Consider the following 24581-nt stretch of genomic DNA (forward strand, 5'->3'; position numbering starts at 1 on the left):
GATTGGCGATCGCTATCGTCGTGGTTCGCGGCGGCACGATCGGCGAGTGAAAAAATATGCGCCGGCTCGGACCGGTCCGAGCACCGGCCGATTTTCAGACTGGGCCGATTCATTTCACGCAGCCGCGCATTCGACAATGCCTGCACCCTGCCCGATCCGCTTGCCGGTCCCGCCGGCCGGGAACTCGACCACTCAGGAGCAAGCACCATGAACGATGCAGGATCGCCCATCCGCCATGCCGCCGACGTCGCGGCCGATACGCCGCACGATGCCGGCGGCCACACGCTGCAACGCGGCCTCAGCTGGAAGGACGCGTTCTGGGTCACGAGCGGCGTGCCCGCCGGCGTGCTGTTCACGATCGGCGGCGTGTCCGCGACGATCGGCCACCCGGCGTGGGCCGTGTGGATCGCCGCGATCACGATGGGGCTGATTCAAAGCGCGACCTACGCGGAGATTTCCAGCCTGTTTCCGCATAAATCGGGCGGTGCGTCGGTGTACGGCGCGATCGGCTGGGTTCGTTACAGCAAGCTGATTGCGCCGGTATCCGTATGGTGCAACTGGCTCGCGTGGTCGCCGATGCTCGCGCTCGGCTGCGGCCTCGCGGCGAGCTACGCGCTCACAAGTCTCTTTCCCGCCAATGCGGCGGTGCTGCACTGGCAGCTCAAGGTTGCGGATCTCGGGTTCATCAAGCCCGGTCTGTCTTTGCGAATCAACGCGACGTTCATCATCGCGACGATTCTGCTTCTCATCACGTTCAAGCTTCAGCACAGCGGTGCGTCGAAGGCCGCGCGTACGCAGCGCATTCTCGGCATCGCGTCGCTCACGCCGCTCTTGATCGTCGGCATCGTGCCGTTCGTCACCGGCGACGTGCCGATGTCGAACCTGCTCCCGCTGCTGCCGCTCGGTCACGACGCGCAGGGCAACCTCACGGCCGCGACCTTCGGCGCGTGGAACGGGCAGGGCGTGACGATGGCGCTCGGCGCGATGTTCATGGCCGGCTGGGCGTCGTACGGTTTCGAGACGGCCGTCTGCTACACGCGTGAATTCCGCGATCCGCGGCGCGATACCGCGAAGGCGATCTTCTGGTCGGGCGCGCTGTGTCTCGTCGTGATGACGCTCGTGCCGATGGCGTTCCAGGGCGCGCTCGGCACGCAGGCGATGCTCGATCCGTCGATTCGCGACGGTACCGGCGTGGCGGCCGCGATGGCAAAGATCGTCGGCGGCGGCGCGTGGGTCGCGAATGCGGTCGTCGTGATGCTGATGCTGTCGATCCTGCTGATCGTGATGACGTCGATGATGGGTTCGTCGCGCACGCTGTACCAGGCATCGGTCGACGGCTGGCTGCCGAAGTACCTGTCGCACGTGAACGAGCACGGTTCGCCCACGCGCGCGATGTGGACCGACCTCGGCTTCAACCTCGTGTTGCTGATGATGTCGGACTACATGACGGTGCTGTCGATCTCGAACGTGTGCTACATGCTGTTCGTATTCCTGAATCTTCAGTCGGGCTGGATCCACCGGATGGATCGCGGCAACTGGGATCGGCCGTTCCGCTGCCCGACGTGGCTGCTCGTCGCGGGCTCGATCTGCGGCTACGCGAACCTCGTTTATGCGGGCGCGGGCGCCGATCTGCAAGGCGAAGGCACGCTGCGCAACGGGCTGATCGCGATGTTGCTGATCGTGCCGGTGTTCCTGTATCGCCATTACTGGCAGGACCGCGGCCGCTTCCCCGCGCAGATGCAGCGCGACATGGAGCTCGAGGTGCCGACGCGCAGCATGTGGCTGAATCTCGCGCCTTACGCGGCGCTGATCGGCGCGGTGCTGGCGGTCGCCGGTTCCCATTACTTCGCGTGGGGCCGTTGAGCATTCGCTGCCGGCTTCCGGCCGGCGGCGATACGCGCGGCCTGCCGGGCCGGCCTTCGCCGGGACAAGACCCGGGAGCGGGCGTTCGATGGTGGCCGGTGGGCGCGGCCACGTCACGATTCACATGCTGATCGTGCTGCATGCTCCAAAACGCTGCCAGATGCGAGCATCGAGCGCCCGCCCCCGGGTCCACACGCGCGGACGATACCGATCTCCGCACGATGCTGTTTCATCGCGACGGCACGACATGGCGAACTCGCCGCACAGAACAGGACCAGTCCGACCGGCAAACGCTGCCGATCTTCCCGTTGCCTGATGGTCCCGCGCATTCCTCGTCAATAGAATGAGTCGAACGAATCCGATTCGCACCACGAATCATTCGTCCGATCTCGAATAACTTGACGTGAACCACCCGAGGCGCCTCCACACGGGTATCTCCATGCGGGCCGCATGGGCAAAGCCGGCATGTCGTGAGGCGACGTGAAATGCTGAAAAAACTGCTCAGAAACCGCGCGCTCGCCGTGCTCGTCGCCGACATCGCGATGATCGTCACGATCGCGGTCGTGATGCTGGACGAAACGACCATGTCGCTCGCGGCGCTGCGAACGGAAACCGTACTCGTCGCGACGAGCGTGCTGTGCGCGACCTTCCTGCTGGGCCTGATCGACCGCGACCTGAGCGACAACGGCGTGCGCATCGCGCGTTATCTGCTTCGCGCGCTCGCGCTATGGCTGATCGCCCAGGGCAGCGTGTTCGTCATGATGATCGCGATGGCCGCGGTCAATGTCGCGTCGTTCGCGTGGTTCGTTCGCTGGACGCTGGGCGTCGCGGTGTCGCTGATCGCGTTTCGCATCGCGCTGTTCGTATGGCGGTGCCGCCGCGTGCGCGCGCCCAAGCGTTATCGCGCGATCGCGCTCGCGGGGACCGACGAGCGCATCGCGCAACTGACGTCCGCGGTGGAGCGCATGGCTTCGCCGTACCGGTTCGTCGCGATCTACCGGGTTTCGCCGGACGCCGGGGCGAGCGTCGGCGAGCTTCCGGTGCACCGCGACCTTGCGACGTTTGCGAGACACGCGCGGCAGCTTCGCGCGAGCGAGATCTGGATCGCGTTGCCGCTGAGCGAAGAGCGCGCGATCGTCGACGTGATCGAGGAATTCCGTCACGACTTCGTCGATCTGCGGCTGCTGCCCGACGTGAGCCAGCTCGCGCCGTTCGGCAGTCAGGCCGACGAAGTGCTCGGCCAGCCGGCCATCTCGCTCGCCGTGTCGCCGCTGACGCCGCGCGCGCGAATGCTGAAGGCGGCGTTCGACCGGACCTTTGCCGCGGTCGCGCTGATCGCGCTGATGCCGCTGCTGCTCGTCATCGGCGTCGCGGTGAAGCTGTCGTCGCCGGGGCCCGTGTTCTTTACGCAGAAGCGGCGCGGCGCCGACGGCGAAACCTTCGACATCTACAAGTTCCGCACGATGAAGCTGCACGTCGAGCGGGATGGCACGGTCGTGCAGGCGATGCGCAACGATCCGCGCGTCACGGCCGTCGGCGCGCTGTTGCGACGCACGAGCCTCGACGAGCTGCCGCAGTTCATCAACGTGCTGCTCGGCGACATGTCGGTGGTCGGCCCGCGCCCGCACGCGGTCGAGCACGACGCGCAGTACCGCACGATCGTCGACGGCTACATCCATCGCTACCGGATCAAGCCCGGCATCACCGGATGGGCGCAGGTCAACGGGCTGCGCGGCGCGACCGAACGCGTCGAAAGCATGCAGTCGCGCATCGAGCATGACCTGTACTACCTGCGCAACTGGTCGTTCGCGCTCGACCTGCGCATCATCGGCGCGACCGTGCTGAAAGGGATCGTGCATCCCAACGCCTACTGAGCGGCCGGCTGCGTTCACGTGACCGGCGAACGCGGCGCGCACTCACCCGAACCCCGCTCGCGCCCGGCTACCCCGGGCCGGGCGCGCGCGGCCGCCGCACCCCGGCGCCGCCATCAAGGAATGATCAGATGAAGACCTCGAACGTTTCGACCGCGGCCGGCGTACGCCGGCGTGCGGTACACGCGATACGCACGGCCTCGCTTGCAGCGCTGGCCGGCCTCGCGCTGTCCGCGTGCGCGCTCGCGCCCGGCATGCGAATGGGCGATCACCCGTTCGTCCAGGAACTGCGCGCGACGCGCGCGCCCGATGCGGCGCCGGGCATCGCGCGCGCGGACGCACCCGCGCATCCGGCCGACGACGGCGCACCCGCACGCGCGGACGCGTCGCCTGCGCGCCTGCCCGTGCCGATCGTGCAGATCGACCCGCAGCTGATCCAGCGCCAGCGCGCCGAGAAGGCGGCCGCGACGGCCGCGCTGTCGGCGCTCGACGCCCCCGCCGCTTCGCGCTATCGGATCGGCCCCGGCGACGTGCTGCAGATCACCGTCTGGGACCACCCGGAGCTGGCCGCCGCCCAGCCCGGCTCGCCGCAGACGCCGCCGCGCGCGGCCGATCCGGTTGCCGGGTTCGTCGTCGACGATCGCGGCAATCTGACGTTTCCGTATGCCGGCAAGCTGAAAGTGGCGGGCCTGAGCGCCGCCGACGCCCAGGCGCGCGTCACGCAGGCGCTCGCGCGCGTCTATCGCGACCCGCAGGTGACGCTGCGCGTCGCGTCGTACCGTTCGCAGCAGGTCTATATCGACGGCGAAGTGCATGCGCCGGGCGCGCAGGCGGTCAACGACGTGCCGATGACGCTCGCCGACGCGCTCGCCCGCGCCGGCGGCTTCACGCCGGCGGCCGACCAGAGCGACGTGACGCTCGTTCGCGACGGTGTGCCGGTGCGCATCGACGTCGCGAAGATGATTCGCGAGCACCGCAATCCGGCCGACATCGTGCTGCGCGGCGGCGATCTGCTGAAGATCGCCGCGCGCGACGACAACGGCGTATACGTGATGGGCGAAGTCAACCGCCCGCTGCGCGCGCTCCCGAAGCGCAACGGCCGCCTCACGCTCGGCGACGCGCTGCTGCAGGCCGGCAGCATCAACTCGAACACGGCGGATGCCGCGCAGATGTTCGTGATCCGCGGCGACGCGCGCGGCACGCCGACCGTATTCCATCTCGATGCGCGCTCGCCGGTCGCGATGGTGCTCGCGAACGAGTTCGAGCTGGAACCGAACGACACCGTCTACGTCGACGGCAACGGCCTCGTGCGCTTCAGCCGCGTGCTCGCGCTGCTGTTGCCGAGCGTCAACACGGGCGCCGCCGCCGCGCTGGCAACCAAATGAGCGCGCGCCCGTCCCTGCTCGTCGTGTGCGAAGGCAATCTGTGCCGCAGCCCGATCGCCGCCGCGCTGCTGGCGGCACGGCTGCCGCACGCGACGGTCCGCTCCGCCGGCCTCGCGCCGCGCACCGGCCATCCGGCCGATCCGCTCGCCCGCGCCGTCGCGCGCGAGCTCGGTCTCGATCTCGACGCGCACGTGGCCGGCCCCGTCACGGCCGACCTGTGCCGGTACGCGGACCTGATCCTCGTGATGGACCGCGCGCAGCAGCGCGATGTCGAAGCGCGCCACCTGTTCACGCGCGGCCGCGTGTTTCGCCTCGGCGAGCACGCGATCGCGCCCGGCGGCACGCGCGCCGGCTTCGACGTTCCCGATCCCTATCGCGGCACGCGCGCCGACTTCGTGCGCTGCGCATCGCTGATCGCCGCCGCCGTCGACGGCTGGCGCCCGCTCATCCTCGCGCGCTGGCCCGACCGGCCGGCCGCCCTTTCCCCGTCGACCTCATCATGACCGCATCGCCTTCCCGCGAACCCGCTGCCGAAAGCGAGTTCGATCTCGTTCACGCGCTCGACGTGCTCGGCGGCGCACGTTGGACCATCGCCGCCCTGACCGCCGCCGGGCTCGGCGTCGGCGCGCTGTACGCCTTCCTCGCGCCGCCGACCTATCAGGCCGACCTGATGATCCAGACCGACGACGGCGGCGACAGCGCGGCGAAGAACCTGCTCGGCGACGCCGCGTCGTTCTTCAACGTCAACGCGCCGGCCTCGGCCGAAGCGCAGATTCTGTCGTCCCGGCTCGTGGTGACGCGCGCCGTGGACGATCTGCGCAGCTACATCGTCGCGAAACCGAAGCGCTTTCCGCTGATCGGCGATTTCGTGTCGCGCCTGAACGACGGCGTCGTGCAGCCGGGCCTGCTCGGCATCGGCGGCTATGCATGGGGCCAGGAACGCGCGAACGTCACGCGCTTCGACGTGCCGAGGCGCGCGCAAGGCGACACGTTCAGCCTCACGCGCATCGATGCGCGGCGCTACCGGCTGTCCGGCCGGGATCTGCCCGACGACGCGATCGGCCATATCGGCCGCGCGGAAACCTTTGCCACGCGCTACGGCCCGCTGTCGATCGAGGTCGCCGGCTTCGACGCACTGCCCGGCACGCGCTTTCGCCTGATCCGCAACGGCCGCGCCGACACGATCGACGCGCTGCGCACCGCGCTCGACGTGCAGGAAAAGGTCAAGCAGTCGGGCGTGCTCGTCGCGACGCTGCGCGGCGACGATCCGGCCGCGCTGGGCGCCACGCTCAACGCGCTCGCGCAACGCTACGTCGAACAGAACGTCGAGCGCCGCTCCGCGGAGGCCGCGCACTCGCTGGCGTTCCTCCGTGACCAGTTGCCGACCGTCAAGCGGCAGCTCGAGGAGGCCGAGCAACGCTATGCGACGCTGCGCAGCAGCGGGCATTCGATCGACCTCGCCGAGGAAGGCAAGCTCGCGCTGCAGCAGGGCGCGGACCTGCAGACCCGCGTGCTCGAGCTGCAGCAAAAACGCGACGAGCTGTCGCGGCGGTTCCTGCCGTCGCATCCCGACATGGCCGCGCTCGACGCACAGCTCGCGACGCTGCGGCATCGGCAGGCCGCGCTCGACACGGATCTCGCGCGGCTGCCGCAGCGGCAGCGCGACGAAGTGCGCGCGCAACTCGACGTGAAGGTCGGCACCGATCTCTACACGGCGCTGCTGAACAACATCCAGCAGCTCGAACTGGTCAAGGCCGGCAAGACCGGCAACGTGCGCGTCGTCGATACGGCCGTCGCGCCGGACGATCCCGTGCGGCCGAACCGTCCGGTCGCGATCGGCGTGGGCGCGCTCGTCGGGCTCGCGCTCGGGATGCTGATCGCGTTCGCCCGCGACTTCCTCTATGGCGGCCTGCGCAGCGTCGACGAGATCGAGCGCCACGCCGGGCTGCCGGTGCTGGCGGTCGTGCCGTCCGCCGCCGGCCAGCGCGCGATGATGCGCGCGATCAAGCGTCAGGACGCGGGCCCGCACCTGCTCGCGCTCGCCGAGCCGTACGAGCCGGCGATCGAAAGCCTGCGCAGCCTGCAGACCGCGCTGCATTTCTCGCTTGCACAGGACGCGCGCCCGGTCGTGCTGATCACGGGGCCGGCGCCGGGCGCCGGCAAGTCGTTCGTCGCGGCGAATTTCGCAGCGGTGCAGGCGGCCGACGGCAAGCGGGTGCTGCTGATCGACGGCGATCTGCGCAAGGGGCGCCTGCATCAGTATTTCGGTGTCGCGCGCGACAACGGCCTTGCCGATGCGCTCGCGGCACACGCGGCGCACGACGGCATCGTGCATCGCGCGGTCGAACCGAATCTGGACTTCATCGCGACGGGCGCGTTGCCGCACGCGCCGGCCGCGCTGCTGCAGCGCGCGAGCGTCGGCGCGCTGATCGGGCAATGGCGCGCACAGTACGACATGGTCGTGATCGACGCGCCGCCGGTGCTTGCCGCCGCCGACGCCAGCTGGCTCGGCAAGCACGCCAGCGCGATCCTGCTGGTCGCGCGCGCCGGCCAGACCAAGGCCGGCGAACTCGCCGAAGCCGCGAAGCGTGTCGCGGGCCACGGCGGCGTGGCGCCCCGTGTCGTGCTGAACGGCATCGACGCGCGCGGCGGGCGCTGCGCGTACGGCACGAAATACGGCGGCTACCGCTACACCGAATACCGCTATGCGAACGAACCCGAGGACGCGTCCGCGCGCGGCTGGCGCGCGGCGCTGCGCCGCCTGACCGGGAGAGCCGCATGACGGTCGCCGATCTGGCCACGCCCCCCTCCCGACACGCGGCCGCCCATGCGCCCACGCGCGCACCCGAGCGCGCCGGGCCGCCATTGCGCATCGCGATGGTGGTCGAGGCGGCCGGCGGCGGCGTCGCCGTGCATCTCGTCGACCTGATCGCCGGCCTCCACGCGCGCGCGAACGTCGAGATCCATCTGATCGCGCCGCGCGGCGCGCGTTTCGACGAAGCCATCCTGGCCGACACGCCCCTGCGTTGCGCGTCGTTTCATCGGCTGCCGTTCCGCCGTTCGGTCGGCCTGCACGACGTCGGCGCCGCACGCGCGCTCGCCCGGCTGCTGCATGAGATTCGGCCGGACGTGGTCCACAGCCACAGTTCCAAAGCCGGCGCGCTCGCGCGCCTGTGCGGCGGGCCGTGGAAACAGATCTACACGCCGCACGCCGTGTATACGCTGAACCCGACGCTGTCGGCCGTGAAGCGCCGCGTCTACGGCGGCATCGAGCGCTGGCTCGGCAATCGCCGCTCCGACGCGGTGATCGCCGTCTCCGGCGACGAAGCCGACCACCTGCACGCCCTCGGCATCGCGCGCGACCGGATCCGCACGATCCCGAACGGCGTGACGCCGCCCGCGCTGCTGCCGCGCGAAGCCGCGCGCGCCGCGCTCGGCGTGCCGGACGACGCGTTCGTCATCGGCTTCGTCGGCCGCTTCGATGCGCAGAAGGGCGTCGACCGGCTGGTGCGCATCGCGCGCACGCTCGCCGCGCGCGACGACGGCCGGCTGCACATCGTCGCGATCGGCTCCGGCGACTTCAACCGCGCCGCGGGGGCCGAAGCGGACGACCTGCCGCTGAACCTGCGCGTCGCGGGGCGTATCGACAACGCGCGGCGCTACTTCTCCGCGTTCGACGTGTTCGCGCTGCCGAGCCGCTACGAAGGGTTCCCGTACGTATGCATCGAGGCCGTCGCCGCGCAGGTGCCGATCGTCGCGACCCGCGTCGCGGGCGCGGCCGAACTCGTCGACGGCCACCAGGTCGGCCTGAGCGTCGCCAACGACGACGACCCGCGCGAATTCGCCGCCGCCCTCGCGCATCTCGCCGGCTCTCCGGCACGGCTCGCGAGCATGCGCGAGCAGTGCGCGCTCGCCGCCCGTCATTACTCGGCGGACACGATGGTCGAGCGCACGCTCGCCGTCTACCGCGAACGCCTCGAGGAGGCCCCCCGATGAGCGCCCCCGTTCATGTCGCGCTGCTGCACGCATACAGCACGCGCAATTCCGGCGACGGCCTGCTCGTCGACCTGTCGATCGGCCTGCTGCGCGACGCGTTCGGCCCGCACGTGCGGGTCACCGTGGTCGCCGCCGATCCGGCATCGTTTGCGCATCTGCCCGACGTCCGTCCGGCTCCGGTGCTCGCGGCGCGCGGCGCGGCCCGCGTCGCGCAGGCAAGCGCGGCGCCGCTGCCGGTCGCGCTCAATCCTTCGCTCGGCGCGCTCGGCCACCTGCTGGACGGCGTCGACCTGATCGTCGGCGTGGGCGGCGGCTACCTGCGCGCGCGCACCGCGATCGAGGCGCTGAAGCTCGAAGCCGGCCACCTGCTGCAGATGCGCCTCGCGCGCGCCGCGCGCAAGCCGACCGTCTACCTGCCGCAAAGCATCGGGCCTGCGGCGAACCGGCCGTGGCTCGCCGCGCATCTGCGGACGATGCTCGGATCGTTCGACGACGTGTTCGTACGCGACGACCGGTCGGTCGCCTTCCTCGCCGGCAACGCGAACACGCGCCGCGCGCCGGACCTGGCGGTACTCGAGTTCGCGCGCCGCCACGCCGGCGTCGCCGCGCGTCGCCCGGCCGCGGACACACGGCCCGCGCACATCGCGATCGTGCTGCGCAAGCCGCCCGCGTGGAACGACGCGCAGCGCGCGCGCTATCACGCGTCGACCGTCGCGCTGATCGCGCTGCTGCGTCCCGCGTGCCGGCTGACGTTCGCGGTTCAGAGCACCGGCCGCGGCAACGACGACAGCGCGTACTACCGCACGCTCGGCATCGACGCGCCGAGTTCACTCAAGCATGTCCTCGCGCACGACACCCCCGACGCCGTCGTATCGGTGCGCCTGCACGGCGCGCTCGAATCGATCCTGCACGGCGTGCCGGCGTACCACCTGAGCTACGAGCGCAAGGGTTTCGGCGCATACGCCGATCTCGGCGTGGCCGACTGGGTCGCGAACGCGGCGGATTTCGACGCGGCGGCCGTCGCGCGAACGCTGCTCGCCCCCGGCGCGCTCGCGCGCTTTCGCGACGCGACGCACGGCGGACTGACGCGCCTGCAGTCGGCGCGCGACGCCCTCGTCGCGTCGCTGCGCGACGCCGTGTCCCGGCCGGCCGCGCGATGACGGCGCTCGGCTCCCGGCTCGCGCTGCGCATCGCCGCGCTCGCGATGAAGTTCGCGTTGACGCTCGCGGTCGCGCGCACGCTCGGCTTCGATGCCGTCGCCGCCTACGGCTTCGCCGTCGCCGTGTCGGTCGTCGCGTCGAAAGTGCTCGGGCTCGGCTTCAGCACCGAGCTGAACCGGCGGCTTTCAGGCGATGCGCCGGCGGACGCGATCCGCACCGCGACGCGCGTGTTCGCGCGCTACGGCGTCGTATATGCGGCGCTCTGCGCACCGCTCGCGGTGCCCGGCTGGGCGGCTCGCGTGCTGCACGTCGCGGCGCTGCCCGACCTGCCGCTCGTGCTCGTTGCATTCATCGCATGCGCCGAACACGCGGCGCTCGAAATCAATACCTATCTGTTTTCGCTGCATCGCGCCCGCGTCGCGTCGTGGCTGCTGTTCGTGCGGACCGGCGCGTGGGCCGGCGTCGCGATCGCGGCGCTCGCGGCCGGTGCGATCGGGTCGGTCGACGCGCTGTTCGTGCTGTGGCTGACGGCCGATGTCGCGGTGGTCGCCATCGGCTGGGCGGTCATCTCGCGCATCGCGCGCGCCCAGCCCGCGTCGCGCACCGCGGCCCGCCCGCCCGCGGGCAGCCTGGCGGCCGTGTGGCGCGACGGACTGCCGTTCTTCGTCGCATTGCTGCTGATGTCGGTCCTGCAATATCTGGAGCGCTTCGTCGCGGCCGGCGCGTTGCCGGCCGCCGAACTGGGCCGGTACGTGTTCGTCTGGTCGATCGCGAATGCGATCCAGACCGTCGCGGCGGCGACCGTCGTCGTGGTCGCCGCGCCGCGCTTCGTGAGCGCGCTCGGCGCGGCGCGCGCCGCGTTCCGACGCGAACTCGCCCGCTCGATCGGCGCATCGTTCGCGTTGACGGCCGCCGCCGCCGTCGCGATCGCCGCGCTGCACAGGCCGGTTTTCCAGCTCGCGCACCAGCGCGCCGGGACACTGCAGACGGCCGGCCTCGCGATCCTGTCGACGTCGTTCGTGCTGCGCGCGCTCGCCGACGTGCTGTGGGCGGCGGCCGTCGCGCTGCGCGCGGGCCGGCCGGTCGCGCTCGCGATGGCGGCGCTGACGCTCGCCTGCCTGCCGGTGTCGATCGCGCTGGTTCGCGGCCTCGGCGCGCTCGGCGCGGCGTACGCCCATCTCGCCGCGAGCGTCGCGATGACGGCCGCGCTCGCGTGCATCGTCGCGTCGCGCCGTGCCCGCACGGCCGGCGCGTTACCGGGAGCCGCCGATGCTTCGTAAGCTGATGGCAAGCGGGCCGCTGCTGAGCCGCCGGCTCGTCGATGCGATCGCCGCGTGCGTCGCGCTGCTCTATCTCGCGGTCTATGCGAACGCACGGGCGCTGCTGCCCGAGTTCATCTTCCGCGATGCCGACAAGATCGATACGCAGATCAGCGGCGGCGCGACCTACGACGGCACGTCGTTCGATGCGGTCGGTCGCTTCTATCGCACGCTCGGCGGCGCGGGCACCAGCGTGTTCGTCGCCGCGCTCGGCGTGCTGTTCATCTGGCTCGCGCTGCGGCAAACGCGTCGCGCCGGCTCGCTGTTCGCCAACCTCGTGCTGATCGCGCCCTGCCTGTTCTTCAACCTGTTCGTCGCCAGCAAGGACACGCTCGTCGTGCTGATCGCGGTGCTGGTCGCGCTCGCCGCGCGCCGGCTCGGCACGGTGCGCACGCTGGCCATCGCCGTCGTGCTGTATGCCGGCTACGCGGCGCTCATCCGCAGCTATTTCGCGCTGATCGTGCTGTGCGCGGGCAGCGCATGGGCGTTCCGCCGCGCGCCGTTGCCGCTGAAGGTCGTCGCGCTGCTGCTGGCCGGCGCGGCATTCGTCGCGCTGCCCGATTCGGTCTACACGCTGCTTCAGCACCCGCGCGACGTGGCGGTCGACTACCTCGTGTACGAATCGCCGTTCGGCGCGCGCACGAGCTTCTACAATCCGTATCCGCCCGATTCGTTCCTGCATTTCGTCGGCAACTACGCGTACTCGGTCGCGCGGCTCAACCTGCCGATCCTGTTCTCGTTCGACGTGAAAGGCATCGCGATGCAGGGCTTCATCGCGCTCGTGCTCGCATCCGCGTGGCCGCGCGTCGCATCGCCGGCCGACACGCGCGCCGCCTCGCTGCGCGGCGGCGACACGCTCGCGTGCCTGATACTCGCGCACGTCGCGGTGTCGATGCTGTTCGAACCCGATCTCGGCAGCTACACACGGCATCTGTCGAGCGTCGCGCTGTTCGCCGCCGTGCTGTGGCCGTTGCGCACGGCTCGCGCGGCGCCCCCGGCCGCGCCGCCGGCCGCGTCAGTCGGGCCCGCGTAGCGCGCCCCGGCGATCGCGCAGCGCCCGCGCCACCGCGTCGAGCGCCGGCTTGGGTGTCCCGTCCGCGCGGACGAGGCCGTAGTTCCGCTGCGCGGCATCCGGCCCGTTCGGCGTGTCGGCCCATTCGTAGATCGAGATCAGCGGCGTCATCGATTCATTCGATGCGGCGAGCACAGTCGTCAGGCGTTTCGCCTGGCGCGCGTCGCCGGCGGGGCCGACCGACGTCGCGCCGTCCTCGGTGATCGCAACCGGCAGCCCATAGCGCGCCTGCACGTCGCGCGCGGCCGCGCGAATCCGCGCCGGCGCCATGCCGTACGCGTGGTACGAAATCGCGTCGACGCATCCGGCCAGCGACGGCACGAGCGGCTTCAGCAGCCGATCCGGCACCGAGCCGGCGAACGGCGCGCGCGAGAATGCGAAGCCGATCACCGGCACATGTGGGCGGCGCTCGCGCAAACGCACGCAGACGGCCCGCATGAACGGCGCGAACGTCGAATCGACCTCGCCGGTGGGCCAGTATTTGTCGAGATCGGGCTCGTTCCACAGCTCGATGGCCAGCAGTTGCGCGCGGTATCGATCGGCAAGCCGCGTCACCGTGTCCGCCAGCGTCGCCCCCGCGTCGGCGAGCGCGACCATGCGCCGTTCGGCCGGCGCATCGCGCGGCGCGAGCGGTTCGAGCGTGCGGATGGTCAGCAGCACCGGCAATTGCGCGTCGTGCGCCGCCGCGATCGCGGCATCGACTGCACGGCGATATGCGGGCCGATCCAGCCGGTCGGTCCAGACGCCGATCCGCACGAAATCGAAGCCGATGACGCGGATGCGCCGGGCGTCATCCGCGGTGAACGACGGCAACTTGACCTGCACGCCCACGAGCGGCGCACCATCGTGCGACGGCGCCGGCCAACGCACGCGCGCGCCGGCGCACGCGCATCCGGCCGCCAGCGCGAGCGCGGCGATCAGCGGATAGCGAAAGACGGCATGCATGGATGTCCTGCGATGAAGCGCGACGTGCCGATGCACGAACACGCGGAAGCGGAAAAAAGGCGCGTCGCGGCGGCCGTCGCGAGCCCGGCGGCGAAGGCCGTCGGCGCCGCATGGATCGCGATCGGCTTCCAGGCGATCCGCCGCCTCGCGGCGAGATCGGACAGCGACATGATCGCGCACGCGAGCGACGCGAACGCGACCGGAATCACGCAGATCCGGATCAACGGAATGAAGAGGCCGCCGAGCGGCTGCGGCGCGGCGGCGTCGGCTCGGTACGGGTGGTGTCGTTGATCAAGCGTCCTTCTCGCGAAGAAACGGCCGCACGGCGGCGGCCATACGCGTCGAACGCGCACGCGCGAATGCCCGGTGCTCGCATCTGGCAGCGTGATTTTCCGAACGGCAGCCGACATGAAACCGGCTTGCGGCCGCGCCCACCGGCCGCCATGGGACACTCGCGCCTGCACACTCGTCGTGCCGGTGAAAAAAGGGGCCGCCCGTGACAGGCGGCCCAACCCAAATCACCCACCGGCGGCCCACTCGCCGCCGACGAATTCATTATTGCGTAACGGCCCGACGACGTGAATCAGCCAGGTCCTATTTCACGCGATGCCGTCGCTCAGAGCAGCAACAGCGCACCCGTCGCGACCAGCGTCGGCCCGATCGCCGCGGCGAGCAGGCCGGCCACGCTGACCGATTCGTCGGCGAAGCCGCGTCGCACGATCGCGAGCCCGGCGGGATTCGGCGCGTTGGCGATCACCGTCAGGCCGCCGCCCGCGACGGCGCCCGACACCAGCATGTATTTCGCGCCGTCGGGCATGCCGGCGATCAGCGAGCCGAGATAAGTGATCGCCGCGTTGTCCATCACGGCGGTCAGGCCGAGGGCGCCGGCATAGAGCGCGTACGCGTCCATCGATGCGACGATCGGCTGCAGCCACCACTGCTGCAGGCCGCCGAGCACGACGAGCCCGCCGAGGAAGAACGCGACGAGCAGGCTCTCGCGCAGCATCAGCGGCGACTGATGGCGCTCGTACGCGGCCGTGAAGCCGAGAAAGAACAGCAGCAGACCGACGAACACGACCGGATGATGCGCGCCGAGCACGACGCCGACCAGAAAACCGACGTGAACGAGCGTCACGCCCGCCGGCACCCGCTCGCCCTGCGCCGCCGACGCGGCCGCCGGCGCGCCGGCCAGCGCGCCGCGCATCAGCGCGACCAGCACCGTCGCGTTGACGAACACCGCGACCGCGGCCTTCCAGCCGAACTGCGCGGCCATGAACGCGCTGTCCCAGCCCCACGCGGCCGCCACCATCAGCACCGGCGGCGCCGCGTAGGCCGTCAGCGTGCCGCCGATCGACACGTTGACGAACAGCACGCCGAGCGACAGATACTTCCAGCGTTGCGCGAGCGGCGCGCGGAACAGCCGGTCGCGCAGGATCAGCGCGGCGAGCGTCATCGCGGCCGGTTCGGTCATGAACGAGCCGAGCAGCGGAATCAGCGTCAGCGACAGCCAGACCGCGGCGACGTTCGTATCGACCGGCAGCACGCGCGCGATGCGCTGCACGATCCCGGCGACGGCATCGAGAATCGGCCGGCTCGCCGCGATCACCATGATCGTGAACACGAACAGCGGCTCGGTGAATTCGCGCGATTGCGCATAGTCGAGCGCGAGCGCCGGGCCGGCCAGCACGGCCATCGCGATCAGCAGCACGAGCGCCCAGAAGCCGAACACGACTTCGACCTCGCCGAGGAGATGGAACAGGCCCGCATGGCGCGGATGACGATGCGCGAGCCGTTCGAAGCGCTTCGCGACGAAGGTGTGCAATAGCGCGAGCGCGAACACGATCGCGCCGGCAAGTTCGACGGTATGGGGCATGGCGGATTCCTGGAAGACCGGCGAGCGGCTGTGCCGGACAGTCAATGGTGGTAAGCGAACGGGCCGGCGCAATGCCGCCCGTTCGTCGACCTCCCAAGGCTATCGCGTGCACCATCGCGACTAAATCGGACCAGTCCGATTCCGCTGGCCGGGTTACACCCGATCATCGCGATGCCCGCGATCAGGAACGTATCGCTGTACGCCATCGGCAGCGCCTCGCGCATCACGCCCCACGCATCACGCGCCGATTCACGAGCCGGAGCGCACGCTCGTGCACGCCGGAAATTGCCCCGCCCGGCTGCACGTCCGCCCCTGCCGCGGTTACGCCACGGCCGTCACCGCGCGCTCCGCGTCGAAGAACGTTGCCCGCGCAACCTCATCCGCACGCGCATACGCGCGGTTCACGCCGCTGATCGCCGCACGGATCGACGCGGTCGTCAGGTTCGCGTCCACGCCGACGCCGAACGCGCTGCCGCGCACGCCCGTGCCGGCCAGCTCGGCGATCGCGATCGCCTTCGCATCGGCGCCCTGCGACAGCGCGCGTTCCTCGTAATGCTGGATCCGCAGCGGCGTGCGCAGCGCATGCATCAGCGCGTCGAGCGGGCCGTTGCCCTCGCCGCGCAGCACACGGCGCTCACCGTGCACATCCGCGGTCAGCACGATCGTCTCGCGGCCGTCGCGCTCGGTCAGCTCATGGCCGACATAGCACAGCGGCGTGGCGCTTTCGACGTATTCCTGCTGGAACAGCGACCAGATCTGCGCGCTCGTCACCTCGTGCCCGCTGTCGTCGGTCAGGCGCTGCACGGCCGCGCTGAAATCGACCTGCATGCGGCGCGGCAGCGCGACGCCGTAACCCTGTTCGAGCAGGTACGCGATACCGCCCTTGCCCGACTGGCTGTTCACGCGAATGATCGAATCGTACGTGCGGCCGAGGTCGCTCGGATCGATCGGCAGGTACGGCATTTCCCATACGGCGTCGGCGCGCTGTACCGCGAAGCCCTTCTTGATCGCGTCCTGGTGCGAACCGGAGAACGCGGTGAACACGAGATCGCCGACGTACGGATGGCGCGGGTGGATCGGCAACTGCGTACATTCCTCGGCCGTGCGCGCGACTTCGTTGATCTGCGAGAAATCGAGGCCCGGATCGACGCCCTGCGTGTACAGGTTCAGCGCGAGCGTCACGAGATCGACGTTGCCCGTGCGTTCGCCGTTGCCGAACAGGCAGCCCTCGATCCGGTCGGCGCCCGCCATCACCGCGAGCTCGGCCGCCGCGACCGCGGTGCCGCGGTCGTTGTGCGGATGCACGGACAGGACCAGCGAATCGCGGCGCGCGAGATTCCGGTGCATCCATTCGATCTGGTCCGCATAGTAATTCGGCGTGCCGATTTCCACCGTGGCCGGCAGGTTCACGATCGACTTGCGCTCGGGCGTCGGCTGCCATACGTCGAACACCGCATCGCAGACTTCCTTCGCGAAATCGAGTTCGGTCGCCGTAAACGTTTCCGGGCTGTACTGCAGCGTGAATTGCGTGTCGGTCGCCGCATCGGCGCACCGCTTGATCGTGCGCGCCGCGTTCACCGCGAGCTGCTTCACGCCGTCGCGGTCGAGGCCGAACACGATCTTGCGGAATTCCGGCGCGGTCGCGTTGTACAGATGGACGATCGCGCGCTTCGCGCCGCGCAGCGATGCGAAGGTGCGCTCGATCAGATCGTCGCGCGCCTGCGTCAGCACTTCGATCGTCACGTCGTCGGGAATGTGGCCGCCTTCGATCAGCTCGCGAACGAAGTTGAAATCGGTTTCCGACGCGGACGGGAACGCGACCTCGATCTCCTTGAAGCCGATTGCCACCAGCGTCTTGAACATCCGCATCTTGCGCGCGCCGTCCATCGGCTCGAACAGCGCCTGGTTGCCGTCGCGCAGGTCGGTGCTCATCCAGATCGGCGCCTGCGTGATCGTGCGCGACGGCCACGTGCGGTCGGGCAGGTTGACGGGCGTGAACGGTCGGTATTTCGTCGCGGGGTTCTTCAGCATCATGATGTCGGTCCTCGGTCTGTTCGTCGGTAAAGCGCGGCGCGGCGGCCATCGGCGTCAGGCGCCGGCTGCGCGCGCAGCGGTGAAAACGGCAGGAAAGCGGTAACAAAGCGGCACAACGGCAAAGCGGTACGGCAAACGACGGCCTTGACGGTTGAGCGACCGGGACGAAGCGGAGAGACGACGAAGGAAAGACGAACTCAGGCGCCGGTCGACAACCGGGGCCAGGTCGGTGATGCGGGGAAAATCTGGCGCTTCAGGAAAGAAGCAGATGGAAAGCGCGCAGCCGCGGACCCAGCCCGGAGAAGCGGGCTAGTAGTCGTAGCGGGAAGAGGAACTGGGCGGCGTGCATGACCGGCATCAAATCACAGGGCGGCCACGGCTGTCAACCGGGCGCAGAATCAGTCCAGTCCGATAGGCGCCGGCATCCTCCGTGGCTATGCTTCACGGGTGCGGCACCGGTGAAGTCCTATTCATGTTCGGAGTGAGTCGGTCCAGCCTCTTCGCCAGTCGCCGCACACTCCTCCCTTGCAATCGCGCTTCGGTGTGGGCGTTCGACGGTGGCCGGTGGGCGCGGCCACGACAGAGATACCGATGTTGAAACGAAACGCTGCCATATGCGAACGCCGAGCGTCTGCTCCGAAGCGCGATTGCTTCCCCCGCCGCCTCCCCGCTCGCGCATCGTTCACGAAAACGATATACGCATCGATATAGTTTCCCGAATATATCGAAATCGCGCTCATTAAAAACATTTCACGCAATCGATTAGCCTGCCTTTTCGATTTCCTGAACAATAACCATTCTCGTTCGAATATTTTTTTATTTATTTTTCGTCATGCTTTGTACGTCGCGTTTCAAACTGCAAACGTTTGCGCGACAAGGTTCAGGCCTTATCCAATACTTATCAGGAGGCAAGCATGGCCGATTCTCAAACGTCATCCAACCGCGCCGGCGAGTTTTCGATTCCACCGAATACCGATTTCCGCGCGATTTTCTTCGCGAATGCCGCCGAGCAACAGCACATCAAGCTGTTTATCGGCGACAGCAAGGAACCCGCCGCGTATCACAAGCTGACGACGCGCGACGGCCCGCGTGAAGCCACGCTGAATTCGGGCAACGGCAAGATCCGTTTCGAAGTGTCGGTGAACGGCAAGCCGTCGGCCACCGACGCGCGCCTCGCGCCGATCACCGGCAAGAAGTCGGACGGCTCGCCGTTCACGGTCAACTTCGGCATCGTCGTATCGGAAGACGGCCACGACAGCGACTACAACGACGGGATCGTCGTGCTCCAGTGGCCGATCGGCTGACCTGACGCACGATCGATGGCCGTCCCCGCCGGTGGCCTCCATGGCGGCCGGCGGGTTGCGCCGCGTTCAGCGGGCCCCGCCTGCTCCAGAACCCCTCATCACCGGAGACTCTCATGCCGCTCCTTTCGGCTTCGATCGTCAGCGCACCCGTCGCGACATCGGAGACTTACGTCGACATCCCGGGCCTCTACATCGACGTCGCGAAGGCCGGGATTCGCGACGGGAAACTGCAGGTCATCCTCAACGTGCCGACGCCTTATGCGACCGGCAACAACTTCCCCGGCATCTATTTCGCGATCGCGACGAACAAGGGCACCGTCGCGGACGGCTGCTTCACCTATTCGTCGAAGGTGCCGGAGGCAACCGGCCGCATGCCGTTCACGCTCGTCGCGACGATCGACGTCGGCAGCGGCGTCACGTTCGTGAAGGGCCAGTGGAAGAGCGTGCGCGGCAGCGCGATGCACATCGATTCGTACGCGAGCCTTTCCGCGATCGGGGAGACAGCCGCTCCCCCGTCGTCGCAAGGCGGCGGCAACCAGGGCGCCGAAACCGGGGGCACGGGGGCCGGCACCGTCGGCGGCGGCGGCGAGCGCGACGGCACGTTCAACCTGCCGCCGAACATCAAGTTCGGCGTCACCGCGCTCACCAACGCGGCGAACGACCAGACGATCGACATCTACATCGACGACAACCCGAAACCCGCCGCGACGTTCAAGGGCGCCGGCGTCCAGGACCAGAACCTCGGCACGAAGGTGCTCGATTCCGGCAACGGGCGCGTGCGCGTGATCGTGATGGCGAACGGCAGGCCGTCGCGGCTCGGCTCGCGACAGGTCGACATTTTCAAGAAGTCGTACTTCGGGATCGTCGGATCGGAAGACGGCGCCGACGACGATTACAACGACGGCATCGTGTTCCTGAACTGGCCGCTGGGTTGATCGGCGGCCGTCACGAACGATCGCAATGGCGACGGGGACGACCACGCATCGCGCATCGTTCGGGCAGTCATTTGCAGTCCCATGCTTTGCTCCGCGCGCGGCCCGGTGAAATCCGTTCACCGGGCCGCGCGATGCGAGACCTTCCATCGAGACGAGGACGACATGTCACAACCCTTTACCCACGACGACCTGTACGCACTGCTGCAACTCGCGGGCAACGACGCCACCGCCGTGCAGGCCAACGGCGATCAGGCCGTGCTCGACCGGATGCGCCAGTTCATGACCGCGCAGCTCGTCGAGAAACTGCCGCAATACGACGTGTTCGTCGATATCGCGACGATCCCGTACAGCTTCGACGTCGGCAGTTGGCAGAACAAGGTGAAAACCGATGCGGCAGGCCAGGTCGTCGCGTGCACGGTGACGTGGGCCGGCGCGCCGGGCGTGCTGCCCGGCGCCGCGGCGAAGTTCGGCGTCGGCGCGGTGGTCAATTACTTCTCGAAGGCGACGCCGCAACCCGTGCAGCCTGCGCCCGTGCCGACCGGCGGCGGCGAACGCGACGGCGTCTTCAACCTGCCGCCGAACATCGCGTTCGGCGTGACCGCGCTGGTCAATTCGTCGTCCCCGCAGACGATCGAGGTCTTCGTCGACGACAACCCGAAACCGGCCGCGACGTTCCAGGGCGCCGGCACGCAGGACGCGAACCTGAACACGCAGATCGTGAACTCGGGCAAGGGGAAGGTGCGGGTGGTCGTGACGGCGAACGGCAAGCCGTCGAAGATCGGCTCGCGTCAGGTCGACATCTTCAAGAAGACCTACTTCGGGCTGGTCGGATCGGAAGATGGCGGCGACGGCGACTACAACGACGGCATCGCGATCCTGAACTGGCCGCTGGGTTGAGTCGCGTCAGCCCGACGAGCATCGCCACGCCGCCCGGCGTGGCGATGGGAAACGTTCCCGGGACGGGCCTGCCCCGTCCCGGTTCTTGAAGTTGTTGGTTATCAGCAGAGCCGTTTCGCGAAACCGTGCCGCCTTGCGCTATCTCGATCGCCGCGCCTCGTCGTCACCACGCCCACCGCACGCCCGCATTCCCGGTGATCGTGCGCTGATGCTCGCCGCCGAGATTCGTCAAATAGCTGACCGTCGCATACACGCTGCCGCGCTTCGTCAGCTGTGCGACGAGCCCCGCGCCGATCTGCCCGGCCGTCTGCCCGACCTGCGTGCCGATCGCCGTCGAGCCGCCGAACGTCGTCTTGTCGTCGGCGCCGAACGCGCGCAGCACGTTCACGCGCAGGTACGGCTTCCAGTGCACGCCGCTCGCGTCGAACGCGTATTGCAGCCGCGCGCCGATCCGGCCGAGGAACGTGTTGCCGTTGTTCCACGCGACGCTCGACACGCCGTCGTCGAAGCGATCGAGCGACAGCCATTGCCACACGAGCTGCGCCTGCGGCTCGAGCGTCAGTCCGTTGCCGAGCGCGATCGGCAGCCCGGCTTCGATGGAGCCCGTGAACGCGTTGCCGTTCGTCGAGCCGTTCACGTTGTCGTTCGAATGCGAGCGCACGGTCAGCGCGCTGCCCATCAGCACGGCGTCCGTGTACCAGCCGCCCGGGCCGACGTGCGTCCAGTAGCCGCCGAGGTTGTACGCATTGACCTGCAGCGAGCCCACGCCCAGATCGGGCTGCGCGAGCGCGAAGCCGTTCACGTCGCCGACCGCGCGCGAGAAGCCGAGGAAGAAGCCGTAGTGATTGCGATGGCCGCTGGCGGTCGTATCGGCGTAAAGATCCTGGCCCACCTGCATCCCCCATACGGCGCCGTCGAACGACGGCGTCGCGTCGCCCTTCTGCTTGATGTTGCCGTGGCCGCCCCACACGCGGGCCCACGACGCGGGCACCGAACCGTTTTCGGCCAGCAAGCCCTGCTCGCCCTGCCGGTCATGGAACGTGTCGATCTGCAGCAAGCCGAGCTGGCGCGCGATGGCCGGTGCTTCCGCGTACAGCGGCACTTCCGGGCGGTAGATCGGTTCCGGATTGCCGCCGGCGCCCGCATGGTCGACCGCTTCGACGATCGATTCCGGCGTGCCTTCGGCGGCCGTAATCGGCGGCTCGGCGGGCGGCGTCGGCTGGCCGGGATGAACGACGGGCGATTGCGGCTTCGGCGGCACCGTGTTGCGCAGGTACCAGTTGTCGCCCGTGCCGGTCGATGCACCGCCCTTCGCGAGGAAATACGTATAGGCGCCCGCGCTGACCGTCCCGCCGGACAACGAGAACGCGCCCGCGCTCGTCGTCGCGCCGTTCGCGGCCTGCACGACCTGGATGCCGTCGCCCGTCGTCTGCGCGCCCGCGCCGCCGACGTTCGTCACCTTCAGCGTGCTCGCGCCGCTCGCCGTGCCGCCGCTGACGACGAGTTTGTCCGACGGCGCGCCATCGCCGGCAAGCGTCGTGTTGAGCGCGAGCGTCGCGTTCTGGCCGACGTAATTGCCCGCGACCGTCAGCGTGTTGCCCACGCCGCTGCCGCCGAGCTGCACGAGCCCCGCGTTGGTCAGGTTGCCGTTGATCCGGAAATTGCCGGTCGCGCCGCCGCCCAGGCTCGCCAGCGCGTTCGCGACCGACAGCGTGCCGTTGTTCGTCATGTTGCCCGTCACGCTGCCGTAGCCGCCGAGCGCGGCGCCCGCCGCCACGATCACCGGCCCGCCGCCGCCCAGCGTCGCCGACGCGCTCGTCGCGTCACCGACGATCACGGTGCCCGCATTGACGTTCGTGCCGCCCGTGTAGCCGTTCGTGCCGTTCATCGTCAGCGTGCCGCTGCCGAGCTTCGTCAGCGAGCCCGCACCCGTGACGCCCTGCGTCAGCGTCGAGTTGAAGCCCTGCGTATCGATCGTGCCATTGTTCGCCGTGACCGATACCGCCCGGCTCGAAGCGACGTTGAACGCGCTGCCGAGTTGCAGCGTGCCGCCATTGAACGCGAGCCCGCCCGACGCCGCGCCGAGCGCAGTGTCCGCGGCCACCGACAGCGTGCCCTGCGTGATCGTCGTGCCGCCCGAATAGGTGTTGCCGTCGGCCGATGAAGGCGCCATCGTCAGCGTGCCCGCACCGGTTTTCTCCACCGCGCCCGAACCGCCGATCGTGCCCGTGTACGCGCCAGCGCCGTCCTGCTGGAAGCGCACGAGCCCGTTGTCGGTGACGGACAGCGGCAGGTTCGACGCATTCGCCTGTAGCGTCGCGCCCGCGTCGACGGTCGCGACGACCGATGCCGTCGTCGTGCCGAGCGTGCCCGTGAGGTTCAGCGTGCCGCTTTGCACGAGCGCCGTCGAGAACGTACCGGTGCCGGCCCACGTCCAGTCGGTGCCGGCCATCGTCAGGCCCTGGAAATTCACGAACGCGTTCGATGCGGCGCCCGTGCCTTGCAACGTCACGGTGTTGGCGCCCGCGCCGCCGTTGGCCGTGCCGACGATCTGCGAGCCCGTCTGCAGGATCAGCGTCACGTTGCCGTTGCCGCCCTGGATCGCGGTGCCGCCACCGCCCTGGATCAGCCCCGCGTTGGTGATCGTCGTCGCGCCGTTGGTCGAGCGCACGCCGATCCCGTTGTTGCTGATGATCCTGCCGCCGGCCTGGTTCGTGATCGTCGCGGTGAACGAGCCGCCGAGCGTGTTCGACACGACCGCGTCGACGCTGCCGCCGCTCGTCGCGGTGCCCGTCGTCTGGATCGTGCCGCTGTTGACCAGCGTGTCGTTGTTGCCCTGCATGTAGACGGCCGGCGCATCGCGGCCATTCGACGTCAGCGTGCCGCTGTTGGTGATCGTGCCGTTGCCGCCGAGCAGCGACGCCGCACGCGCGTTGTTGCCGGACGTCGTCACCGTGCCCGTGTTGACGATCCGATTGCCCGACGCGCCCGGATTGCTTTGCCCCCATGCGGCCGTCATCCCGTACGCGTTGTTGCCGGTGGTCGTGATCGTGCCGTTGTTGACGAGCGTGTTGTCGTTGCCGTTCGCGGCCATCCCGTCGTTGTAGGTGCCCGACGTCGAAATCACGCCGGTCGCGCCGTTGGTGAGCGTGTTGCCGTTGTTCACGCCGAGCAGCACCGCGCCGCGGTTCGCGACGCCCGTGCCGTTGCCCGACATCGACAGGTTGCCGTTGTTGGTGATCGCGCTCGATGTGTCGACGGAGAACGGGGTCGGCGCGGACGTCAGCACGTAGCCGCCTGTCACGGTCGAATCGAGGTTGATCGTCACGTTGGTGCTGCCGCCCGTGGCCACGACCGACGGTGCGTTCGCGCCGGTACACGTGACCGTCGTTCCGCTGCCCGGCGCGGTAGCCGAGCACGCCGCATACGCACTGACCGGCACCGCGCCGCTCAGGATCGCCATTCCGCCCAAACCCAGATTCCACGCCTTTCTTTTCATTTTTCCGCTCGCATTTATTGGTGACGTTATTGCTGCAAATCGGTGCGTGGAACGGGTTATAGCACCTGTCTTGAAACAATCGCAAGATCAGAATGCGTGATACCGGCAATCACGCCGCGAATCATTTCGCATCGGGAAATAAATGGAGTGGAATTGCCGCCATGCAGCATGCGAAGCCGCAGCCGGGCGTGGGCGGCTTGGCGAGACGAGAAGTCGGTTTAATTTACCGACATTCGCTTAGCCATACTCATCGAACGTGATGCAATCCGAATCAATCGGAAAATTTGACGCGATTCGATGAATGACGGAAGGCGCGGACTATTGCGCGCCATTTGACGATGTTGCTTCGCACGATCGCGCGCCGTTCAAACACGGCCACATTGCCGGATAGCCGCGCGTCGACGAAAAATGCGCCCCACCGATACGAT

Annotated in this window: 17 protein-coding genes; 12 read left to right on the forward strand and 5 right to left on the reverse strand. The window is 69.0% G+C overall.

The genetic code is table 11. The features are described from left to right. Positions 1-207: 207 nt before the first annotated feature. The 9 genes from QZM15_RS08615 (at position 208) to QZM15_RS08655 (ending at position 12627) form a co-directional block, all read left to right on the forward strand. Positions 208-1863, forward strand: coding sequence for an APC family permease (locus QZM15_RS08615; RefSeq protein WP_302106192.1), 1656 nt, complete (start codon positions 208-210; stop codon positions 1861-1863). Positions 1864-2348: 485 nt separating this feature from the next. Continuing rightward, positions 2349-3737 carry an undecaprenyl-phosphate glucose phosphotransferase gene (locus QZM15_RS08620; protein WP_302106193.1) on the forward strand — a complete coding sequence of 463 codons (1389 nt, stop codon included), beginning with the start codon at positions 2349-2351 and terminating at the stop codon, positions 3735-3737. Between the two features lie 128 nt (positions 3738-3865). Then, positions 3866-5119, forward strand: a complete 1254-nt coding sequence (locus QZM15_RS08625; RefSeq protein WP_302106194.1) for a polysaccharide biosynthesis/export family protein — start codon at positions 3866-3868, stop codon at positions 5117-5119. Further along, positions 5116-5622: a low molecular weight protein-tyrosine-phosphatase gene (locus tag QZM15_RS08630; protein ID WP_060968055.1), complete on the forward strand. Its 507-nt coding sequence runs from the start codon at positions 5116-5118 to the stop codon at positions 5620-5622. Before QZM15_RS08625 ends, QZM15_RS08630 begins: the two co-directional genes overlap by 4 nt. Continuing rightward, complete coding sequence (locus QZM15_RS08635; RefSeq protein WP_302106195.1) at positions 5619-7901, forward strand: polysaccharide biosynthesis tyrosine autokinase; 2283 nt, start codon at positions 5619-5621, stop codon at positions 7899-7901. Before QZM15_RS08630 ends, QZM15_RS08635 begins: the two co-directional genes overlap by 4 nt. Further along, the gene (locus QZM15_RS08640; RefSeq protein WP_302106196.1) at positions 7898-9115 is read left to right on the forward strand and encodes a glycosyltransferase; all 1218 of its coding nucleotides are present in this window, start codon (positions 7898-7900) and stop codon (positions 9113-9115) included. Before QZM15_RS08635 ends, QZM15_RS08640 begins: the two co-directional genes overlap by 4 nt. Continuing rightward, on the forward strand, positions 9112-10275 hold the full coding sequence (locus tag QZM15_RS08645) for a polysaccharide pyruvyl transferase family protein (RefSeq protein WP_302106197.1): 1164 nt from the start codon (positions 9112-9114) through the stop codon (positions 10273-10275). The genes QZM15_RS08640 and QZM15_RS08645 overlap by 4 nt, the downstream gene beginning before the upstream one ends. Beyond that, positions 10272-11555, forward strand: coding sequence for a polysaccharide biosynthesis protein (locus QZM15_RS08650; RefSeq protein WP_302106198.1), 1284 nt, complete (start codon positions 10272-10274; stop codon positions 11553-11555). The genes QZM15_RS08645 and QZM15_RS08650 overlap by 4 nt, the downstream gene beginning before the upstream one ends. Continuing rightward, on the forward strand, positions 11545-12627 hold the full coding sequence (locus QZM15_RS08655) for a hypothetical protein (RefSeq protein WP_302106199.1): 1083 nt from the start codon (positions 11545-11547) through the stop codon (positions 12625-12627). The genes QZM15_RS08650 and QZM15_RS08655 overlap by 11 nt, the downstream gene beginning before the upstream one ends. On the opposite strand, the gene QZM15_RS08660 is transcribed toward QZM15_RS08655, so the two are convergent. The 4 genes from QZM15_RS08660 to leuA form a co-directional block, all read right to left on the reverse strand. Next, the gene (locus QZM15_RS08660) at positions 12610-13611 is read right to left on the reverse strand and encodes a beta-xylosidase (protein WP_302106200.1); all 1002 of its coding nucleotides are present in this window, start codon (positions 13609-13611) and stop codon (positions 12610-12612) included. The genes QZM15_RS08655 and QZM15_RS08660 overlap by 18 nt on opposite strands. Beyond that, a complete protein-coding gene (locus QZM15_RS33970; protein WP_367033696.1) occupies positions 13584-14021 on the reverse strand; it encodes a cation:dicarboxylase symporter family transporter in 438 nt (145 codons plus the stop codon). The genes QZM15_RS08660 and QZM15_RS33970 overlap by 28 nt, the downstream gene beginning before the upstream one ends. Positions 14022-14227: 206 nt before the next feature. After that, positions 14228-15484: a putative Na+/H+ antiporter gene (locus QZM15_RS08670; RefSeq protein WP_302106202.1), complete on the reverse strand. Its 1257-nt coding sequence runs from the start codon at positions 15482-15484 to the stop codon at positions 14228-14230. A gap of 321 nt (positions 15485-15805) precedes the next feature. Further along, positions 15806-17515: a 2-isopropylmalate synthase gene (gene leuA / locus QZM15_RS08675; protein ID WP_302106362.1), complete on the reverse strand. Its 1710-nt coding sequence runs from the start codon at positions 17513-17515 to the stop codon at positions 15806-15808. Between the two features lie 917 nt (positions 17516-18432). On the opposite strand from leuA, the gene QZM15_RS08680 reads away from it, so the two are divergent. The 3 genes from QZM15_RS08680 (at position 18433) to QZM15_RS08690 (ending at position 20654) form a co-directional block, all read left to right on the forward strand. Beyond that, positions 18433-18822, forward strand: coding sequence for a fucose-binding lectin II (locus QZM15_RS08680; RefSeq protein ID WP_059574709.1), 390 nt, complete (start codon positions 18433-18435; stop codon positions 18820-18822). A 113-nt stretch (positions 18823-18935) separates the two neighbouring features. Further along, a complete protein-coding gene (locus QZM15_RS08685) occupies positions 18936-19757 on the forward strand; it encodes a fucose-binding lectin II (RefSeq protein ID WP_302106203.1) in 822 nt (273 codons plus the stop codon). A 162-nt stretch (positions 19758-19919) separates the two neighbouring features. After that, positions 19920-20654, forward strand: coding sequence for a fucose-binding lectin II (locus tag QZM15_RS08690; RefSeq protein ID WP_099318190.1), 735 nt, complete (start codon positions 19920-19922; stop codon positions 20652-20654). Positions 20655-20817: 163 nt separating this feature from the next. On the opposite strand, the gene QZM15_RS08695 is transcribed toward QZM15_RS08690, so the two are convergent. Beyond that, the gene (locus tag QZM15_RS08695; protein WP_367033702.1) at positions 20818-24117 is read right to left on the reverse strand and encodes an autotransporter outer membrane beta-barrel domain-containing protein; all 3300 of its coding nucleotides are present in this window, start codon (positions 24115-24117) and stop codon (positions 20818-20820) included. Between the last annotated feature and the right edge of the window lie 464 nt (positions 24118-24581).

This window comes from Burkholderia sp. AU44665 (genome assembly GCF_030504405.1).
Classification (GTDB): domain Bacteria; phylum Pseudomonadota; class Gammaproteobacteria; order Burkholderiales; family Burkholderiaceae; genus Burkholderia; species Burkholderia semiarida.

What these genes read in the sequence shown, in the direction of transcription:
- QZM15_RS08615 (WP_302106192.1), top strand. Translation starts at nt 208, where the DNA reads ATGAACGATGCAGGATCGCCCATCCGCCATGCCGCCGACGTCGCGGCC.
- QZM15_RS08620 (WP_302106193.1), top strand. Translation starts at nt 2,349, where the DNA reads ATGCTGAAAAAACTGCTCAGAAACCGCGCGCTCGCCGTGCTCGTCGCC.
- QZM15_RS08625 (WP_302106194.1), top strand. Translation starts at nt 3,866, where the DNA reads ATGAAGACCTCGAACGTTTCGACCGCGGCCGGCGTACGCCGGCGTGCG.
- QZM15_RS08630 (WP_060968055.1), top strand. Translation starts at nt 5,116, where the DNA reads ATGAGCGCGCGCCCGTCCCTGCTCGTCGTGTGCGAAGGCAATCTGTGC.
- QZM15_RS08635 (WP_302106195.1), top strand. Translation starts at nt 5,619, where the DNA reads ATGACCGCATCGCCTTCCCGCGAACCCGCTGCCGAAAGCGAGTTCGAT.
- QZM15_RS08640 (WP_302106196.1), top strand. Translation starts at nt 7,898, where the DNA reads ATGACGGTCGCCGATCTGGCCACGCCCCCCTCCCGACACGCGGCCGCC.
- QZM15_RS08645 (WP_302106197.1), top strand. Translation starts at nt 9,112, where the DNA reads ATGAGCGCCCCCGTTCATGTCGCGCTGCTGCACGCATACAGCACGCGC.
- QZM15_RS08650 (WP_302106198.1), top strand. Translation starts at nt 10,272, where the DNA reads ATGACGGCGCTCGGCTCCCGGCTCGCGCTGCGCATCGCCGCGCTCGCG.
- QZM15_RS08655 (WP_302106199.1), top strand. Translation starts at nt 11,545, where the DNA reads ATGCTTCGTAAGCTGATGGCAAGCGGGCCGCTGCTGAGCCGCCGGCTC.
- QZM15_RS08660 (WP_302106200.1), bottom strand. Translation starts at nt 13,611, where the DNA reads ATGCATGCCGTCTTTCGCTATCCGCTGATCGCCGCGCTCGCGCTGGCG.
- QZM15_RS33970 (WP_367033696.1), bottom strand. Translation starts at nt 14,021, where the DNA reads ATGTCGGCTGCCGTTCGGAAAATCACGCTGCCAGATGCGAGCACCGGG.
- QZM15_RS08670 (WP_302106202.1), bottom strand. Translation starts at nt 15,484, where the DNA reads ATGCCCCATACCGTCGAACTTGCCGGCGCGATCGTGTTCGCGCTCGCG.
- leuA (WP_302106362.1), bottom strand. Translation starts at nt 17,515, where the DNA reads ATGCTGAAGAACCCCGCGACGAAATACCGACCGTTCACGCCCGTCAAC.
- QZM15_RS08680 (WP_059574709.1), top strand. Translation starts at nt 18,433, where the DNA reads ATGGCCGATTCTCAAACGTCATCCAACCGCGCCGGCGAGTTTTCGATT.
- QZM15_RS08685 (WP_302106203.1), top strand. Translation starts at nt 18,936, where the DNA reads ATGCCGCTCCTTTCGGCTTCGATCGTCAGCGCACCCGTCGCGACATCG.
- QZM15_RS08690 (WP_099318190.1), top strand. Translation starts at nt 19,920, where the DNA reads ATGTCACAACCCTTTACCCACGACGACCTGTACGCACTGCTGCAACTC.
- QZM15_RS08695 (WP_367033702.1), bottom strand. Translation starts at nt 24,117, where the DNA reads ATGGCGATCCTGAGCGGCGCGGTGCCGGTCAGTGCGTATGCGGCGTGC.